At 62.3% G+C, this 17,488-nt stretch carries 14 protein-coding genes; 9 read left to right on the top strand and 5 right to left on the bottom strand.

All coding sequences use genetic code 11. From position 1 onward, the window contains the following. From B4F51_RS08130 to B4F51_RS08100, 7 genes are all read left to right on the top strand, one after another. Positions 1-543 (top strand): RHS repeat-associated core domain-containing protein (locus B4F51_RS08130; RefSeq protein ID WP_296224616.1); only part of this gene is annotated, 543 nt, incomplete at its 5' end. Continuing rightward, positions 540-1,145, top strand: coding sequence for a hypothetical protein (locus tag B4F51_RS08125; protein WP_296224615.1), 606 nt, complete (start codon positions 540-542; stop codon positions 1,143-1,145). The genes B4F51_RS08130 and B4F51_RS08125, both read left to right, overlap by 4 nt. Positions 1,146-1,568: 423 nt before the next feature. Further along, positions 1,569-2,261 (top strand): OB-fold protein, encoded by a 693-nt coding sequence (locus B4F51_RS08120; protein ID WP_414706713.1) that lies wholly within the window; start codon positions 1,569-1,571, stop codon positions 2,259-2,261. A gap of 436 nt (positions 2,262-2,697) precedes the next feature. Continuing rightward, positions 2,698-3,075, top strand: coding sequence for a hypothetical protein (locus B4F51_RS08115; protein ID WP_296224613.1), 378 nt, complete (start codon positions 2,698-2,700; stop codon positions 3,073-3,075). A 37-nt stretch (positions 3,076-3,112) separates the two neighbouring features. Further along, on the top strand, positions 3,113-3,379 hold the full coding sequence (locus B4F51_RS08110; protein ID WP_296224612.1) for a PAAR domain-containing protein: 267 nt from the start codon (positions 3,113-3,115) through the stop codon (positions 3,377-3,379). Between the two features lie 639 nt (positions 3,380-4,018). After that, complete coding sequence (locus B4F51_RS08105; protein WP_296224611.1) at positions 4,019-5,083, top strand: haloacid dehalogenase-like hydrolase; 1,065 nt, start codon at positions 4,019-4,021, stop codon at positions 5,081-5,083. Then, positions 5,070-6,134: a porin gene (locus B4F51_RS08100; protein ID WP_296224610.1), complete on the top strand. Its 1,065-nt coding sequence runs from the start codon at positions 5,070-5,072 to the stop codon at positions 6,132-6,134. The genes B4F51_RS08105 and B4F51_RS08100 overlap by 14 nt, the downstream gene beginning before the upstream one ends. Position 6,135: 1 nt before the next feature. Here B4F51_RS08100 and B4F51_RS08095 read toward each other — a convergent pair whose 3' ends face one another. Further along, positions 6,136-7,050: a LysR family transcriptional regulator gene (locus tag B4F51_RS08095; protein WP_296224609.1), complete on the bottom strand. Its 915-nt coding sequence runs from the start codon at positions 7,048-7,050 to the stop codon at positions 6,136-6,138. 124 nt (positions 7,051-7,174) lie between these two features. On the opposite strand from B4F51_RS08095, the gene metE reads away from it, so the two are divergent. Then, positions 7,175-9,496: a 5-methyltetrahydropteroyltriglutamate--homocysteine S-methyltransferase gene (metE, locus tag B4F51_RS08090; RefSeq protein WP_296224608.1), complete on the top strand. Its 2,322-nt coding sequence runs from the start codon at positions 7,175-7,177 to the stop codon at positions 9,494-9,496. A gap of 65 nt (positions 9,497-9,561) precedes the next feature. On the opposite strand, the gene B4F51_RS08085 is transcribed toward metE, so the two are convergent. The 4 genes from B4F51_RS08085 to B4F51_RS08070 are packed head-to-tail and all read right to left on the bottom strand — an operon-like array spanning position 9,562 to position 16,253. Next, entirely contained in the window at positions 9,562-10,347 is a 786-nt protein-coding gene (locus B4F51_RS08085) for a crotonase/enoyl-CoA hydratase family protein (protein WP_296224607.1), read from the bottom strand. 43 nt (positions 10,348-10,390) lie between these two features. Next, complete coding sequence (locus B4F51_RS08080) at positions 10,391-13,510, bottom strand: efflux RND transporter permease subunit (RefSeq protein ID WP_296224606.1); 3,120 nt, start codon at positions 13,508-13,510, stop codon at positions 10,391-10,393. Beyond that, entirely contained in the window at positions 13,507-14,658 is a 1,152-nt protein-coding gene (locus tag B4F51_RS08075; protein ID WP_296224605.1) for an efflux RND transporter periplasmic adaptor subunit, read from the bottom strand. Before B4F51_RS08075 ends, B4F51_RS08080 begins: the two co-directional genes overlap by 4 nt. Beyond that, positions 14,655-16,253, bottom strand: a complete 1,599-nt coding sequence (locus B4F51_RS08070) for an efflux transporter outer membrane subunit (protein ID WP_296224604.1) — start codon at positions 16,251-16,253, stop codon at positions 14,655-14,657. Before B4F51_RS08070 ends, B4F51_RS08075 begins: the two co-directional genes overlap by 4 nt. 269 nt (positions 16,254-16,522) lie before the next feature. Between B4F51_RS08070 and B4F51_RS08065 the strand changes: the two genes are divergently transcribed. Beyond that, positions 16,523-17,404, top strand: coding sequence for a Rossmann-like and DUF2520 domain-containing protein (locus tag B4F51_RS08065; RefSeq protein ID WP_296224603.1), 882 nt, complete (start codon positions 16,523-16,525; stop codon positions 17,402-17,404). Positions 17,405-17,488: the final 84 nt, after the last annotated feature.

Below are 17,488 nucleotides of genomic sequence, written 5' to 3'. Positions count from 1 at the left end.
GACCCTGGCTCCGGGCGATATAACTCACAAGACCCGATTGGGCTCCTTGGCGGGCTGAACTCGCACCTATACGCGCCGAATCCGGTTGAGTGGATTGATCCGCTGGGGTTACAAAATTCCCACCAGCGACGCGTAAAAACTAGAGCAAATGCTCGCCAAGTTGCTCTAAATGAACAGACCGCTCGCATGGCTTCGCAGCCGGACTATCCATTGGATATGGTGTACGACGCGGTCAATCCAAATTCCAAAGCATGGGCTTCTGCAAGCCCCTATGACTACACGCAATATTGCAGACAATGGAGCAAGCCCAAGTCCACTTGTGAGGCTAGGGATCGTGTGCCGGGGCGTGATGTTCGAGACCGGACGGATTATGTCCCAGATCAAGATTGGCCGACATCAAGAATTCCACCTGGATACGCCTGCGATATTAAATATTACTTTCCAGACATGCAGAAATCAGCGACTGCCCCAACAGCAGATCTTAATGATGTCGTTGAGTTTGCCGGCAAAATTCGGAGAAATAAGAAAGGAGTTAGACGATGAAGCACATTGCTCCCATTCTTGCATTATTATTTTCCAATTATTGCCACGGAAAAGAAATTGATGGATGCATGGCGATTGAGTTTAATAATGTCATGTCCGCAATCTTCCCAGTAATTAAAGAAAGATCAAATTGGGAGTGGCACCGAATTGAGGTGACGCGCGAAACAGCTGAGTATGCCTGGATTGCTGAGCCGGGCACTCTTTTAAAAAAAAATCATCAAAAATCATTTCAAGGAAATGGGATGACATTTGTCGCCTTCCTGGGGGCCACAGATCTAAGCAAAATTACCCCTGGATCCGGCGCCCTGGAGGATTTGATTGCGAGCTCTGAAAAAATTGCCTATTTAACTGGAGAGACAAAAAATGAATCCTGGACTAGTAGAAACCTTGATTTTATACGTCGCAGCAAAGTTGATATGAAATTGCTAGATGATGATGCCGTTCTTTTGGCAACAATCAACAAAACATCGACCGATGCGGCAAAACAGTCAAATCCAACGCATATGCGAATGCGCGCAATTTTGCCATACCCCGGAGAATCTTATGAGTGCCTCGTCAAAATAAAGAAAGTAAACAAATCAGCAAGAATTATTAATAAATAACACATCAATATTATTAAAATAGAGAAGATGGTGACGCACCAGCACAGACCAATATTTCAACGACGGCGATTGACAAACTAGCCCGTTTTCTTACAAGCCCCGCCTCGCGGATAAATAGGAAGCGCTTATTACCCACAACCTGCCTTGCCCTCTTGAGTTTTATTTCAAGCGAACAACCTTACTTTCAAGAAAAATCCAAGCAGCGCGGAAAGTCATACAGCTAGAAAGGAATGTTTGGGTCGATGGTCCGTCAATCTAGACCAAGCTCACCTAAGTCCATGGCAAATCAATACGCTTGCGTCTGCTCACGGCTCTCATTTCCATACCTGATGAATCGATCATTTTTCAACAGAATTCTCGCGGCAGGACTTGCACTAGGCATCTTTTGGGGTCAGCTTCGCAGCCGGATATGCTCCAAGCGAAATCGAAGCAACCCTACTCAACATCATCAGGAACGATGACATCAGCGCATTTTCTGACGGACGACAACCCTACACAGCCACAGTCTTGAATATCAAAACTGCTTCCGCAAGTGACATTGGTTGCGCATATGAGCAGAGTAGCGATACCGCCAACGAGCAGTTTCTGGGGAAGCGGATACTTGTGTCTGGGACCGTTGAGGCGGTTCAGGAACGTGATCAAGCCTCCTCAATCATTCTTTTTGCAAATACTGGCTCTGTTCAGGTACGTGCTCTGGCCCCCATGGATACTGCGGCGAGGTTAAAGGCGTTATATGCGGGAAGCAGTGTGGCATTGGTTTGCGTTGGGCTCGGCGGGGCGACTAGCGCGGCCACCTTCGGGGACTGTGAGTTTGCCAACGATTTTGCGCAGCGTACGTGGGATCGTCTAAGCACTGAATTTTCCGACTTCTATCAAGGAAAGCCAGCAAAGAGCATTGCGATTCCAATGATGGCTATCAAAATCGCTCAACGAGCTAGCTTGATGTCCCTGGATCGCCCCTGTTCGGACGACCCGGAAAATTGCTTCGCAGCCGCGATGTCACTTGGAAATTTCAGAGAGAGGGGGAATGCCTCAGCCCTGCAAGCTGTTATCGCTAGGTTCAAGAGTGCTGGACTCGACCTGAGCTTGTTCAGCCGCATTCCCATCAACCCGTAGCGGCTTGAACAACGAAATCGAAGAGCAGCAATGAACGGGGAAATCATCCGCGCCGGCAACAAGACCGACCACAGTGGTGTAGTGCTATACGACATCCCTGGCACCCACTTGGACGGTCGCCAGATGGCTTGGGTTATTCAGAGCTGAATATGGCGTCTTCCACATCGACCGCCGACTTCAATGATCGAGTTGAACTCCTTAGAAGAATCCGAGAAAACATGCGAAATCGTATAAAATTAAACTGGCAGTTATTATATTTACCATTCTGTTTCCAATTCTTTGCTATAGCGAGAATATTGACGACTGCCTAGCCATCGCCACAAAGAAAGGAATTTCAGCGCTCTTTCCATTAAAGAAAACAAGAGAAAAATGGGACTGGTATCGATTCGAAATAACAGAGAAGAGATCGGAATATGACTGGATTTCAGAGCCAGGCGTGTTTAAAAAAAATGGGAAGAAAAAAATATTTAAGGGGAATGGATCGGCGTTTGCGATTTCTCTAGGCACTGCGAATTTAATTAATCACAAGCAACAATCTGGCAGCCTAGGGGAATTGATCGAAAAAACCAGCAAGAATGCATATTTTACAAAAAGACCAGAAACACAAGAGGAAGCCATGAAAATCATCGATGCTTCAAACCTGCTAAGAATCTGGGCTAAAGTCTTAGATGGCGATGCAATTGTTATTGGAACCGTTGATAGCAAAACCGCATCTGTGATCAATGCTGGAAACCCAACGCACATGAAGATGACGGCTGTTTTGCCCTACCCCGGGGAGTCTTATGAGTGTTTTGCAAAGATAATGAAAGAATAGTGCTCATTGCCTTCAACCATCAAATCGAACAGCAACAATGAACAACGAAATCATCTGCGTCGGCGACGAGACCGACCACGGCGGCGTAGTGCTGGACGGCATCCCTGGCACCAACTTGGACGGCCGCCAGATGGCTGGACTTGGCAACATGGTGAAGTGCCCCAAGTGCAAGGGGGAGTTCCAGATCATTGAAGGCGCCTCGCACTACACCGTCAACGGCGTGCAGGTCGCCCTGCGCGGCATGAAAACCGCCTGCAGCGCCGTGCTGATCGCTGGCAACCCGCGCACCCAAGTGAGTCGCTAGCGCATGACCACACCTCCGCCAAAACCCACACCCTCATCCCCGCAAGACGCCGTCCACCTCCAGGGCGGCTGGCGCACAAACGACCCTGGGGGCGGTTACACCGTTAGCGCTAAGTGCGGCACCACTCTGCGTCACCTGCCGGATGGCAATATCGAAGGCCGGATGCCATCCATTCACGCAGTCGCAGTGTTGGACTTATCCAAGGTCACTCGGCATGTGATTGTCCACGTATACGACACCATCTCGCACACGCTGCACTTCGTCGGCGGCGGCACGCTCGCAATGGTCACGGCTACGAACTCTCGGGCCACAACATCGCCGTCCGCGTGAATCCAGATGGCGGGATCGTTGTGCTGGGGAGCACATCGGAACACGGCGACAAATAGCCGCCATCGCCTGACAAACCGTCCGAGCCATCGAGCAGCGGCGAGACTTGGCCTCAGCAAATCCGGGGCGGCTATACAGCGCAATTTCTTCTCATCAAAACGGTGCTCTCGCGTACCGCAATCTTTAAGCACAGTTCCATCGCTTCGCCAGCCGCCAGCCCAGATGTCAAATTGCGTGGCGATAAAGCACGCATCCCTCTTCACCGCCTACCCTCCGCGCTTCGCATAAAACAACGCGCATCAAGGAGGCCATATGGCACGCATGCTTGGAAGAAGGTGGTGGATCGGGCTGGCGCTGTGCGCGGCATCATGCCTGGCACGAGCGGACATCGCACTCGACCATTGGCCGCCGCAAGCCGCCAATGCACTGAAGACGGTCATCGCCAACCACGCTCACCAGGGCGCCTATGCCGTCTTCGACATGGACAACACCAGCTACCGTCATGACCTGGAGGAAGCGCTGCTGCCGTTCATGGAGATGCAGGGCCTGCTATCGCGCGACAGGCTCTCCCCCGCGCTGCAGCCAGTTCCGTTCAAGGACACGCCGCTGGCCAAAGAAAGCCTCTACAGCTACTACACACGGCTGTGCGAGATCGACGATCAAGTCTGCTACCCGTGGGTGGCACAGGTGTTCTCCGGCTTTACCCTGCGCGAGTTGAAAACGCAGGTGGATGCGTTGATGGCGCGTGACAAACCAGTGCCGGCACAGCGCCTCGTCAACGGCGAAATCGAAACTGTGCTAGTCGAGCCGCCCCGCGTGTTTGCGGGCATGCGCGAGCTGTACCGGGCGTTGATTGAGAACGGCATCGAGGTCTACGTGGTCAGCGCTGCCAGCGAAGACCTTGTGCGCATGGTGGCGTCTGATCCGCAATACGGTTACGGCGTGAAACCACAAAACGTCATCGGCGTAAGCATGCTGCTGAAGGATCGCCAAACCGGCGACGTGACAACGGTGCGCAAACTGGTTGCGCAAGGCGAATACCAGCCAGAGGCACTGCGCGATCACGAATTGCTCCCCGTGCTTTGGGCGCCGCTCCCCTGGTACGAAGGCAAGCCCGCAGCCATCAATACCTATATCGACGAATGGAAGAAGCCCATCCTGGTGGCGGGCGATACGCCGGCCAGCGATGGCCCGATGCTGTTTCAGAAGACCGATGTCGAGCGTGGCGGCGTGCGCGTCTGGGTCAATCGCAGTGCAAAAGCGATGCGGCTGTTGAACGACATGCGGCAGCAGCACGCCGCACGGCAAGAAGCACTCGGGCTGCCCGTAACGGCCGACAAGAACTGGATTGTGGTCACGCCCGATGCGATCCAGTAACGCCGTCAAATCGTGGGCCGCGCTGGGCGTTTGCGCGGCCGCCCTGGCAATGCTCTCAACGCCGGCGCAGGCATCGGTCTCCGTGTACGGCCGCATCGACACTGCCGTGCGCTACAGCACCAACCAGACCATCTCCGGCAACGATCTGCTGGAGCTGACATCAGGCGCCAGCAGTGCCAGCCGCTGGGGCATCAAAGGCAGCGAAGGCCTTGGTGGCAGCATCAACGCCATCTTTACGCTGGAAAGCGGCTTCCACCCCGGCAGCGGCCAACCCGCGCAAGGTGGCCTCCTGTTCGGCCGGCAGGCATGGGTCGGGCTTTCGGGCGGTTTCGGCACCCTCACATTCGGGCGGCAGTACAGCCCGGTCTATCTGGTCGAATTTGCCAATGAACCCTTCGGCTGGGCCAACCTCTACGAACCCGCCTTCATTTACGACAACTACACCGGTGGCAACCGGTGGAACCACTCTGTGTCGTACACCGGCAAGGCAGGCAGCACCACGGCCTCACTTGCTGTTGGTCTAGGCGAGCAAGCCGGAAATGGCCGCAGCGGCCGCAAGCTCGGCGGCAGCCTCGCATACGCGGCAGGCCCCATCAGCGCAAGCGCCGCCTGGCAGCAAACCCGCAACGCCAATGGAACCGCGAACCACACGGTCTGGACCGCAGGCGGCGTCCTCACCTTTAACGCGCTCAAGCTCTACCTGAGCCACCTCAACCATCGCAGCGCCCTGACGCCACAGCGCAACGAGGTATGGGTGACGGGCGCCTCATACGCAGTCCGCCCCGCCATCGAGCTTTACGCCGCGTTCTACGTCGACCGCCAGCACGCGCAACGCGGCAGCAGACGCACCGTCGCCGCCATGCTCAACTACAAGTTATCCAGCCGCACCAACGCTTACTTGCAGGCGGACACCAGCCGCATTGATGCAGGCTACGCCACCAACGTCTTCAACGCCTATGCGTTTCCGATGGCGACAGACACTGCCGGCCGCGTGACGGGCTTTGTGCGCTCGCGCAGCAGCGTCACCGTTGGCGTGCGGCATCAGTTCTGATTCACTCCAGCGGCATCAACTCCGGCAACTGCGCAAAACAGATCGACTTGGCCGTCTCAATAAAGTCCTGTGCAAACGGCGCCTGCGCGTAGTCGCGCGTCATGGCGGCGTAAAGGTCGCTCCAGACGCCTTCCTTGCCGACGCGCTTGGCGACAACGTATTCGTAGTCGACGTAGTTCTTGATGCCCCAGCTCGGTAGCGCGGCCAGCCCGCGGCGGCTGGCAACGAGCTGCAGCACGGCGATGGTCAGCTCCGCCGTGCGGCGATTGAACGCAATGCCGGCGGGCGTGAGCACTTGTCGGATCAGGTCGATACGCTCTTCCGGCACCGGATACGTGATAAGCGTCTGGTCGGTAAAGTCCTTGGCCTCAAGCCATTTCTTGTTGCGCAGCGGATGGTCCACGGGCAGCACGGCGAGGATTTCGAACCGGAACAGCGGCGCGAACACCACACCTCGGCGCATCTTGGCGTCGGAACCGATGATCACATCAGCCCGCCCTTCCTTGAGCAGCGCCAGCGGGTCGGTATGAAAGCCGGAGACGAGATCCATCTCCACCTCGGGCCAGCGCTGGCGAAAAGCGTCCATCACGGGCATCAGCCAGTCGAAGCAAGTGTGGCATTCCAGCGCAATGCGCAGCGTGCCGGCCGCGCGGCCCTTGATGCGCTCCAGGTCGCGCTCGGCGGTCTGAATGTCGGCAACCACCTTCTGCGCCAGTTCCAACAGGCGTTCACCGGCTTCGCTCAACTCCACGGTCTGGCCCTTGCGGCGCACCACGGCCAGCCCGTAGTGCGATTCCAGCGCGCGCAATTGGTGCGAGAGCGCCGATTGCGTCAGGTGCAGCCGCTCCGCTGCGCGTGAGACCGAGCCGCCATCAGCCAAGGCGATCAAGGTACGTAGATGACGGATTTCAAGCATGTTCGTGCGACTTCCGAATTATGAATTCAATTCAATGTTGTCGAAAATAATATCATTTGATTCATGCTCCGTCGTCGCCCATCATCGCAGGACTCAAAAACACATCTGCACTTTGGCGACCAACATGACGACCATCCACACCCTCGGCTACCCCCGCATCGGCGCACAGCGCGAGCTGAAGTTCGCCCTCGAATCGTTCTGGAAAGGCACCTCCAGCGAAGATGACCTGCGCGCCACCGGTCGCACGCTGCGCGAGCGCCACTGGGCTGCCCAGCGTGACGCGGGCCTCGATTTCGTCACCGTGGGCGACTTCGCCTGGTATGACCAGGTGCTGCAGACGGCCGCCCTGCTTGGCGCCATCCCCACGCGCTACGGCTTCGATCCAGCACAGCTCACGCTGGCGCAATCGTTCGTGCTCGCGCGCGGCAATGCCGAGCATGCGGCCATGGAAATGACCAAGTGGTTCGACACGAACTATCACTACCTCGTGCCGGAACTCACGCCCGACCTTCGCTTCGGCCCGGGCACCGAATGGCTGTTTGACGAGGTGCGCGAGGCGCAGGCGGCGGGCCACCGCGTGAAGGTGGCGCTGGTCGGGCCGGTCACATTCCTGCATCTGGCCAAGGCCCGCAATGGCCTGACCGACAAGCTGTCGTTGCTACCGCAGCTGCTGCAGGCCTATGCAGCCGTGCTCAAGCGTCTGGCCGCACTGGGCGTGGAATGGGTGCAGATCGACGAACCCGCGCTGGTGCTGGACCTGCCCAAGCCGTGGATTGAAGCATTCGGCCCGGCCTATCAGGCGCTGGCAGCGGCCAACGGCCCCAAGCTGCTGCTCGCGACGTACTTCGAGGCGGCATTGCATCACGCTGCGCTCATCAAATCGCTGCCGGTGGCCGGCGTGCATCTGGACCTCGTGCGTGCCCCGCAGCAACTCGACGCGTTCGCACCCTGGCCCGTGGACAAAGTGCTGTCGGTCGGCGTGATCGATGGCCGCAACATCTGGCGCTCGGACCTGGCACGCGTGCTGGAACAAGTGGCGCCGCTGGCCCAGCAACTCGGCGACCGCCTGTGGGTTGCGCCAAGTTGCTCGCTGCTGCACGTGCCAGTGGACCTGTCGGCTGAGACCAAGCTGGATGACGAACTCAAGGGCTGGCTGGCCTTCGCGCGCCAAAAGCTGGATGAGCTGGCCGTGCTCAAGCGCGCGTTGGTCGAAGGCTCTGCCGCCGTGCAAAGCGCCCTCGGCGCGAATCGCGCTGCCATTGCGTCTCGCGCCCAATCGCGCCGCGTGCACAACGCTGGCGTGAAAAAGCGTGTGGCAGCAATCCGCGCGGAAGATGCCGCGCGCGCCGCAGCCTACCCTGCCCGCGCAGAAGCGCAGCAAGCCCGCCTGAACCTGCCGCTGCTGCCGACCACCACCATCGGCTCCTTCCCGCAGACGGCTGAGATCCGCCAGGCGCGCGCCCAGCACAAGCGCGGCGACCTGCCGGCGCTGGACTACCTGCAACGCATGCGTGCAGAGATTGCCGACGTGGTGCGCCGCCAGGAAGCACTGGGCCTCGACATGCTGGTGCACGGCGAAGCCGAGCGCAACGACATGGTCGAATACTTCGGCGAACTGCTGTGGGGCTACGCATTCACCGCCAACGGCTGGGTGCAGAGCTACGGTTCGCGCTGCGTGAAACCGCCCGTCATCTACGGCGACGTCTACCGCCCTGAAGCCATGACCGTCGAGTGGTCCAAGTACGCGCAAAGCCTGACGGCCAAGCCGATGAAGGGCATGCTGACCGGCCCCGTGACGATGCTGCAATGGTCTTTCGTGCGTGACGACCAGCCGCGTGAGCAGACCGCGCTGCAGATCGCCCTGGCCCTGCGCGATGAAGTGTGCGATCTGGAAACCGCTGGCATCGCCGCCATCCAAATCGACGAGCCTGCTTTCCGAGAGGGCCTGCCGCTGCGTGCGTCGGATGTGCCGAGCTACCTGGAGTGGGCGGCGCGCGCCTTCCGCGTCTCGGCCTCGGGCGTGCGCAACGACACGCAGATCCACACGCACATGTGCTATTCGGAGTTCAACGACATCCTGCCCGCCATTGCGTCGATGGATGCCGACGTGATCACCATCGAAACATCGCGTTCGAACATGGAATTGCTCGATGCGTTTGGCGAGTTTGCGTATCCGAACGAGATCGGCCCGGGTGTGTACGACATCCATTCGCCGCGCGTGCCGCGTGTGCAAGAGATGGAAGCGTTGCTCGACAAGGCCACGCAGGTGGTGCCGGTGCAGCGCCTGTGGGTGAACCCGGATTGCGGCCTGAAGACGCGCGGCTGGCCGGAGGTGGAAGCCGCACTGCAAGGCATGGTGGAAGCCACACGCTGCCTGCGCGCCAAGCATGCCAAGGCGCAGCATGCGGGCAGCAAGGTTGTGCTGGCTGAGAGCGCCACGGCATAACGTCGGCAGTACCAAACAAAAGCGCCAACCGGCTTGCGTCGGTTGGCGCTTTTTTTCATACATGCTCAGGCCGAAGTGTCCGGCTGTCCGTGCCGCCCCGCTCCGCCTGCAAACCTTGCTGCACCGGTCACGCCTTCCGCAAATACGATAGGCGTCCCGTGGGCACCCTCCTGGCGCAGCGCCTCTGCCAGTGGCAACTCCCACTGCGCGTAAGCCGATTCGCGGTCCGTCAACATGCACTGCTGCGGAAACGCAGCAATCTCGCGAGCAAGCTGCTGAGCCGCGACAAGTGACTCACCCGACTCGACCACGCGGCTGGCGAGCCCCATGGTGAGCGCCTCTTCGGCGTGCACCGCGCGGCCTGTCAGAATCATGTCCAGCGCGCGCCCCATGCCCACAATGCGCGGCAGACGCACCGTACCGCCGTCGATGAGCGGCACGCCCCAGCGGCGGCAAAACACGCCAAACACCGCATCACGCTCGGCCACGCGCAAGTCTGCCAGCAAAGCCAGCTCCAACCCGCCCGCCACGGCATAGCCGCTCACCGCCGCAATGAGCGGTTTGGACAGTGCCATGCGTGACGGCCCCATCGGGCCAGGTGCCGCGCCATCGGGGTCGAGGTGATTGCGCCGCGCCGGATCGCCGACGGCCGTCAGGTCCGCCCCGGCACAGAAGTGTCCGCCCGTGCCGCCGAGCACCGCCACGCGCAGCGCCCCATCGGCTTCAAAGCGCTCGAACGCGGCGAGCAGTGCAGCGGCGGTTGGCCCATCTACCGCATTGCGGCATTCGGGCCGGTTGAGCAGGATCGTGCAGACCGGGCCATCGGTCTCGAACAGCACGGCATCGGGCATGAGCGGTCTCCGCTTCTGGGTCGATCTGGCAGACCGCCCGATGCTACACCTGCTGCGACGAGCGCTCCTGTGACGGCTCGGGGCTGCGCTCATTGCGCTGACTACGCTCGTGATGCCGCACGCCGCGCACCTTGCGCAACGTCCACTCCTTGATGTCGTCCACCTTCTCGAACACCACCGGCACCACCAGCAAGCTCAGCAACGTAGACGTAAGCAGCCCGCCGATCACCGCCACAGCCATCGGCGCGCGGAAGCCCGCGTCGCCTTCCAGGCCGAGCGCCATCGGCACCATGCCGGCCGTCATCGCCACCGTGGTCATGACGATGGGGCGGGCGCGCTTGTGGCATGCATCGATGATGGCCTCGGTGCGCGACAGCCCCATATCGCGCCGCGCGACGATGGCGTATTCCACCAGCAGGATCGAGTTCTTGGTCACGATGCCCATCAGCATCAGCAGGCCAATCAGCGCCGGCAGCGACAGGCTGAAGCCGAACAGCGCCAGCAGGCCGAACGCCCCACCCACCGACAGCGGCAACGCCGCCAGGATCGTCACCGGCTGCGTGAAGTCATGGAACAGCAGCACCAGCACCGCATACACGCACAGCACGCCCGCGAACATGGCGAGGAAGAAGCTGCCAAACAGCTCCTGCATGCCCTCCACGTCGCCGGAGGCAATGCGGCGCACGCCCGACGGCAAGTTCTTGATGGATGGCAACGCCTCCACCGCCTGGTTGGTGTCGCCCAGCGCCCGGCCCTCCAGCCCCACGCTGATGGTGACGTTGCGGCTGCGGTCGTAGCGGTCGATTTGCGCCGGGCCGCTGCCGATAGAGATATCGGCGATGTTTTCCAGCGGAACGGCACCATTGCGGCCCGGCACGCGCAACTGCCGGATCGTGTCGATCTGGTGGCGCGCCTTCGGGTCCAGCTCGACGCGGATGTACACCTGCCGCTCGGGCAAGTTGAGCTTGGGCAGGTTGACGTCATAGTCACCCGCAGTTGCCACGCGCACGGCTTGACCGATGGCGGCGGCAGTCACGCCCTGCTGCGCGGCGCGCGCAAAGTCGGGGCGAATGACAATCTCGGGCCGCAACAGACTTGCCGACGAGGTGATCGCCCCAAGGCCCGGCACCGTGCGCAGGTCGCGCATCACATCGCGTGCGGCCTGCTGTAGTGTGGCCGGATCGTCGCCGGCCAGCACCACTTGCAGTTGCTCGCCGGAGTTGATGGCGCCAAACGAAATGCGCACCCCCGGCACGCCCCCCAGCATCTCGCGCAACTGACGCTGCACCTCTTGCTGCCTGATCTTGCGGTCATGCCGATCGGTGAGCGAAATCGTGAGCGTACCGGTACGCACCTCGCCACCGCTGGAGCCCGGCACACCAGCCATCACACCCGATCCGATGGAGGTGTATACGCGGCGTACCTCCTTGTGCTGCATGACGATCTGGCGCACGCGCTCGGTGTTGTCGCGCGTCTGGGCAATGGTGCTGCCGGGCGGGCTTTCCACCGTCATCTGCAACTGCGCCCAGTCTTCGGGCGGCAGGAACGTCGCCGGAATCAGCCCGATGATGGCCACCGACACGACAAAGAACGCGCCCGCCATAGCGCTCGTCTTCCACGGGTGCTGCAGGCACCAGCGCGCGGCCAGCAGGTAGCGCGTCATGATCCAACTGTCGCGGTTGGGCTCGTCCTGCGGCTTGAGCAGGTAGGCGGCCATCATCGGTGTCAGCAACCGCGCCACCAGCAGCGAGGCCAGCACGGCAATCGATGCCGTCCACCCGAACTGCTTGAAGAACTTGCCCGAAATGCCGCCCATGAACGCGGTCGGCAAGAACACCGCCACCAGCGTGAGCGAGGTGGCAACCACCGCCAGGCCGATTTCCTGCGCGGCCTCCAGCGCCGCCTCGTAGGGTGGTTTGCCGTCGCGAAGGTGGCGCACGATGTTCTCCACCTCCACGATGGCATCGTCGACCAGGATGCCGACCACCAGCGTGAGCGCCAGCAGCGTAATGCCGTTGAGCGTGAAGCCCAGCATGTCCATGGCTGCAAAAGTGGGGATGATCGACAGCGGCAGCGCCACGGCGGAAACGAACGTCGCCCGCCAGTCGCGCAGAAACAGCCACACCACCAGCACGGCCAGGATGGCGCCTTCATACAGCGCATCCATGGACGCCTTATACGAGTCCTGCACCGGCTTGACGAGGTTGTACACCTCGGTCACGTGCACGTTGGGGCGCTCGGCCTGCAGCCTGGCAATGGCCTCGCGCACCCCCTTGGCCACCGAGATTTCACTGGCGCCGCGCGAGCGGAATACCTGGAAGCTCACCACCGGCTTGCCGTCAAGCAAGGCCATCTGACGCGGCTCCGCAGCCGTGTCGCGCACATCGGCCACGTCCAACAGGCGAACGCGTCGTCCGTCTGACAGCGGGATATCCATCTGCGCCAATTCGCGCGCGCTCTTAACGGTGCCGAGCGTGCGCACCGCCTGCTCCTGCCCGCCGACGTTGCCGCGTCCGCCAGGCGCCTCCTGCTGCATGCCGCGCACCTGCGCGCTGATGTCGGCAGCCGTTACGTTCAGCGCCTGCAGACGCACGGGATCGAGCTGCACGCGCACCTCGCGATCCACCCCGCCCTGGCGCGCAACCTTGGCCACGCCGTGCACGGACAGCAGCCGCTTGTTGACGATGTTGTCGACGAGCCAGGAAAGGTCCTCGGCATCCATGTCCTTCGCTTCCACCGCATACGTCAGCACCGGGAGGCTTGCGAACGTCACGCGCGAAATGACCGGCTCCTGCACATCGGACGGCAACTGCGCGCGGATACGGCTGACGGAATCGCGCACATCGTTCACCGCTTCCTGCACATCCTTCTCCAGCTCGAACTCGACCATCGTGGTCGAGCTGCCGTCATTGATGGTGGACGTGATGTGCTTGATGGCTCCGATGCTGGCAATGCTGTCTTCGATCTTGCGCGTGACCTCGGTCTCCATCTGCGTGGGCGTGGCGCCCGGCAGGCTGGCAGTCACGGACACGGCGGGAAAGTCGATGTCCGGAAAGTTCTGGATCGACAGCATCTTGAACGACACCAGCCCCGCCACCGTGATCAGGATGAACAGCAGGATCGACGGAATCGGCTTGCGGATCGCCCAGGCAGAGAAGTTCATGGCTTGGCTCCTGCCGTGACCGTGGCCGCTGTCGGTACCGCTGCGGCGGAAGCCACCACGCGCACCAGATCGCCATCGCTCAGGAATGCCGCGCCTGCGGCCACCACGGCGTCATTCGGGCCGAGGCCCTGCACGATCTCGACCTGGCCATCCTGGCGGCGGCCGACCGTGATTTTGGTCTGGCGCACGCGGCCCTGTGGGCCGGCCACCATGGCGTAGTCGTAACCGTCGCGCGAGAACACGGCGGTCTCGGGCAGCGTCGTAGCAGGCGCGTCGCCCAGCAGCACATCGCCCGACAGGTACATGCCTGCCTTCACGCCCGATATTGCGGCCTCTGGTGGCAGGTCCACATAGACGAGGCCGTTGCGCGTGTTGGCATCCACCGTGGGGGCGATCTGGCGCACGCGGCCGTTCACGATACCGCCGTCCATGCGGCGCAGGCGCACGGCCTGGCCGGGCCTGATGCCAGGCAGCGCATCGCCGTGCATCTCGGCGCGCCATTCGAGGCGGTTCTTGCGGATCAGCTTGAAGAGTTCGGTGCCGGACGACACCACCGCACCCACGGTGGCCGAACGCGCGCTGATCACGCCATCGTCCGGCGCCACCACGCGGGTGTAACGCAGGCGCAGTTGCTGGCTTTCAAACTGCGCACGCGCCGAGGCCAGCTTGGCCGCAGCGGTCTTGGCCTGTGTGTCGTACTGGACAAGATCCTGCTGGCTGATCGCGCCGCTCTTGTCGAGTTCATGCGCGCGGCGAGCCTCACCGGCGGCTTGCGCGGCGGAGGCTTCGGCCTCGGCCAGGGCCGCACGCTGTGCGGCCACGTCGGCACGCACGGTCTCATCCGACAGACGCGCGAGCAATTGCCCCTGCTTGACCACATCGCCCACGTTGACAAGCACCTCGGCCAGCTTCAGGCCGTTCACCTCGGCACCGATGCTCGCTTCCTGCCACGCCTGCACCGCGCCGCTGGCCGTCGCGGTGCGCGGCCAGACATGCTGCGCGAGATGCGCGACGTTGACGGTCAGCGCCGGCTTGACCGCTGCGCGGTCCTTGGTCTCCTTGGCCTCCGATGTCGGCTTGCCGCACGCCGCGAGCACACCGGCCAGCACCACGGCCAGCCCGGCCATCCAAACACGTTGTCCTGTCATGAAGCGTTTCCGGTATGCGCCAGACCTTGAGCGGCCGGCGCGGGGGCATTGGAAGAATTCTGGTGAGGTTCGGTGGCGGCATCGGCACCCTCAACGTGCCAGCCCCCGCCCGCGGCCTTGTAGAGCGCCACCCACGCCTGCGCCCGCTCGAGCCTGACGGCTGCCAGCGACTGCGACGCCTGCAGTGTCGTGCGGCGCACGTCTTCGAGCTGCAGCAGGCTGCCGGCACCCAGGCGGTAGCGCGCACTGGCCGCTTCCAGCACCTTCGCATATTGCGCGTCCGCCGTGGTGGCGGCGTCGAGCCGGCGGTCGGCGGCATCCAGGCGCACCAGCGCGTCTTCGACTTCCTGTACGGCCTGGCGCACCTTGGCGCGGTAGCTCGCCAGTGCCTGGTCGTAGCGTGCGCGTGCCGTCTCCACGCGCGCGGCTCCCGCACCGCCATCGAAGATCGGCAACGACACCGACGGCCCGAACGACCATGATTTGCTCGTCAACGATTGCCCGCTGAGACGGAACGAATTGATGCCGATGGAGCCCGCCAGCGTGAGCGATGGCAGGCGGCTCGCCACGGCCACGCCGATGTCGGCGCTCGCCCCCGCCACCGCGCGCTCAGCCGACGAGACATCGGGCCGCTGCGACAACACCCGTGCCGGCACATCAGGCACGCCGGCATCGGGCGGTGCTGGAATCTGCCCATTCGCCCTGGTCAACAGGCTGCCGAGCGCATCGTGACCCAGGCCGGTGAGCATGACGAGCTTGTCGATGCCCTGCGCGCACTGCGCCCGCTGGCCCTCCAGCGCGTTGACGGCATCGGCCACGCTGGCCTGCGCTTGCGCATAGTCGGCCGGGGCGACAAAGCCCACGCTGAACTTGCGCTCGGTCAGTTGCAGCGTCTCCTGCCGCGAAGCTAGTGTTGTGGCATCAATATCGACGAGCGCCTCGCACTGGCGCTGCTGCAGATACGTGTTGGCGACCTCCGCGGCGAGCGTCACGCGCGCGTCGTGCCAATCGGCCTCGCTTGCCGTGAGGCGGGCATCGGCGCCCTCCAGGCTGCGGCGCTTGCCACCAAACAGATCAAGCTCCCACGAGGCGTCGGCCTGGGCCGCCAGCGTGGTGATTGTGCCCAGCCCCAGCGTCGGGCTCAGCGTGCCGGCTGACAGACCACCCAAACCCGCGCTGCTGCCAAGCTGGCTGCTGCCGAATCCGCCCTGGCGCGTAGCCGAGCCGGCACCAGTGAGCTTCGGGAACAGCGCTGCCTGACTGCTGGCAACCGTGGCGCGCGCCTCGCGCACGCGGCCGACGGCCTGGGCGATGGTCGGGCTAGAGGCGTCGGCCTGCTCCACGAGCTGTGTGAGAATCGGGTCGCGAAACTGCTCCCACCACCGCGCCAGCGCCATGCGGCTGCCGTGGTGGGGCAACGTAGCGTGCCAGCCCTGCGGCGCTTCAGTGCCGCTCAGTTGCGGTGTACGGTAATCGGGCCCGACGGCGCAGCCGGCCAGCAGCATGGCCAGCATCAACGGCGCACATCGGGCAGGACCGCCGGACAGCCTCCTACCGGCGTGTCGGCCTGTCTGGTCTGTTTGGCCTGTCTTCATGGGAAGTGTCCTTCAGGAACGCAGCGGAAATTATGCCCAGACAGGCGCTCCCGAAACAGCCGGCCCAGTACAGTGCTCAGGCAACCCGCAAAGATGGATCAGGCGATCCTCAGAGAGATGTGCGCGGCGGAGATCATCCCGCAATCGGGTTCAGCTAACCCCCTCTCATGTCGGCATGTTTGTGGTTGCGGCAAAATCCTGGCGGTTAATTGCGAATAAGTGGAGTCACCAAGCTTATGATCCGCCCGTTCTGACCAAGGGCTTCAGGTATGACTTCTTTTGCGATCGAATCGCCGGTCTCGATCGGCTGGATCGGAGCCGGGCGGTTGGCGCGAGCGCTGGCGGTGCGAGCGCACGATGCCGGCGTACGCAACGCAGCGGTGGCCAGCCGTACGCCAGCGCATGCGCAATGGCTGGCGCAAGGGATTGGTGCGAAGGTGCGCGACGCGCAAGGCGTGGCAGACGCGGCGGACTGGGTGTTCGTGACCGTGCCGGACGACGCCATTGCCAGCGTGGTGGCCGGCGTGCGCTGGCGCCCTGGGCAGCTCGTGCTCCACTGCAGCGGCGCCGGCGAGCGTGACCTGCTGGATGCCGCGCGCCAGGCCGGCGCAGACACGGCCAGCTTCCACCCGCTGTTCCTCTTTGCCGGCCTGCCGGACGATGCCGAGCGCCTGGGCGGCGCATCCATCGCCATCGAGGCCGACACGCCGCACGACGCCGCGCTATCGAACTTCGCCCTGCGGCTTGGTTGCACGCCGCTGAAGGTGCAGGCCGGACAGCGGGCGCTGTATCACGCGGGTGCCAACTACGCCGCCAGCTTTCTGCTGTGCGCGCTGCATGAGGCTGCCGCGCTGTGGCAGGCCGCTGGCATCGACCGCGAGGCCGCCGTTGCAGCCATGTGGCCGCTGGTGGACGGCACGTTGGCCGCTGCCCGTGCACGCGGCCTGGCCGGCGCGCTGGCGGGGCCGGTGTCGCGCGGCGACGGCGGCGTCATCGAGCGACACCTGCATGCCCTCGAAACGCTCGGCGCCGATCATGCCGCGCTGTACACCGCACTCACCCGGCGCGCGCTGGAGCTGGCGGCCGAACGCGGTGCCCCCTCCGCCGATGTACTTGCCGACCTCGCCGCTCGGCTTGAGCGCCCGCAGTAAGCGCCTGCAATACCAACGTCGGCATCATTTGTGATTTGCGGGAGGTGAATGCACCGATCTGGCGCACGCACTTACAATCGACTG

The sequence above is a fragment of the Ralstonia sp. UBA689 genome (assembly GCF_002298975.1).
GTDB lineage: Bacteria > Pseudomonadota > Gammaproteobacteria > Burkholderiales > Burkholderiaceae > Ralstonia.
This window is presented reverse-complemented; position numbering and strand designations above follow the sequence as displayed.

Excerpts from the sequence above, each read along its gene's own strand:
- metE (WP_296224608.1), top strand. The coding sequence starts at position 7,175 with ATGACGACCATCCACACCCTCGGCTACCCCCGCATCGGCGCACAGCGC.
- B4F51_RS08110 (WP_296224612.1), top strand. The coding sequence starts at position 3,113 with ATGAACAACGAAATCATCTGCGTCGGCGACGAGACCGACCACGGCGGC.
- B4F51_RS08065 (WP_296224603.1), top strand. The coding sequence starts at position 16,523 with ATGACTTCTTTTGCGATCGAATCGCCGGTCTCGATCGGCTGGATCGGA.
- B4F51_RS08080 (WP_296224606.1), bottom strand. The coding sequence starts at position 13,510 with ATGAACTTCTCTGCCTGGGCGATCCGCAAGCCGATTCCGTCGATCCTG.
- B4F51_RS08105 (WP_296224611.1), top strand. The coding sequence starts at position 4,019 with ATGGCACGCATGCTTGGAAGAAGGTGGTGGATCGGGCTGGCGCTGTGC.
- B4F51_RS08125 (WP_296224615.1), top strand. The coding sequence starts at position 540 with ATGAAGCACATTGCTCCCATTCTTGCATTATTATTTTCCAATTATTGC.
- B4F51_RS08070 (WP_296224604.1), bottom strand. The coding sequence starts at position 16,253 with ATGAAGACAGGCCAAACAGACCAGACAGGCCGACACGCCGGTAGGAGG.
- B4F51_RS08075 (WP_296224605.1), bottom strand. The coding sequence starts at position 14,658 with ATGACAGGACAACGTGTTTGGATGGCCGGGCTGGCCGTGGTGCTGGCC.
- B4F51_RS08095 (WP_296224609.1), bottom strand. The coding sequence starts at position 7,050 with ATGCTTGAAATCCGTCATCTACGTACCTTGATCGCCTTGGCTGATGGC.
- B4F51_RS08100 (WP_296224610.1), top strand. The coding sequence starts at position 5,070 with ATGCGATCCAGTAACGCCGTCAAATCGTGGGCCGCGCTGGGCGTTTGC.
- B4F51_RS08085 (WP_296224607.1), bottom strand. The coding sequence starts at position 10,347 with ATGCCCGATGCCGTGCTGTTCGAGACCGATGGCCCGGTCTGCACGATC.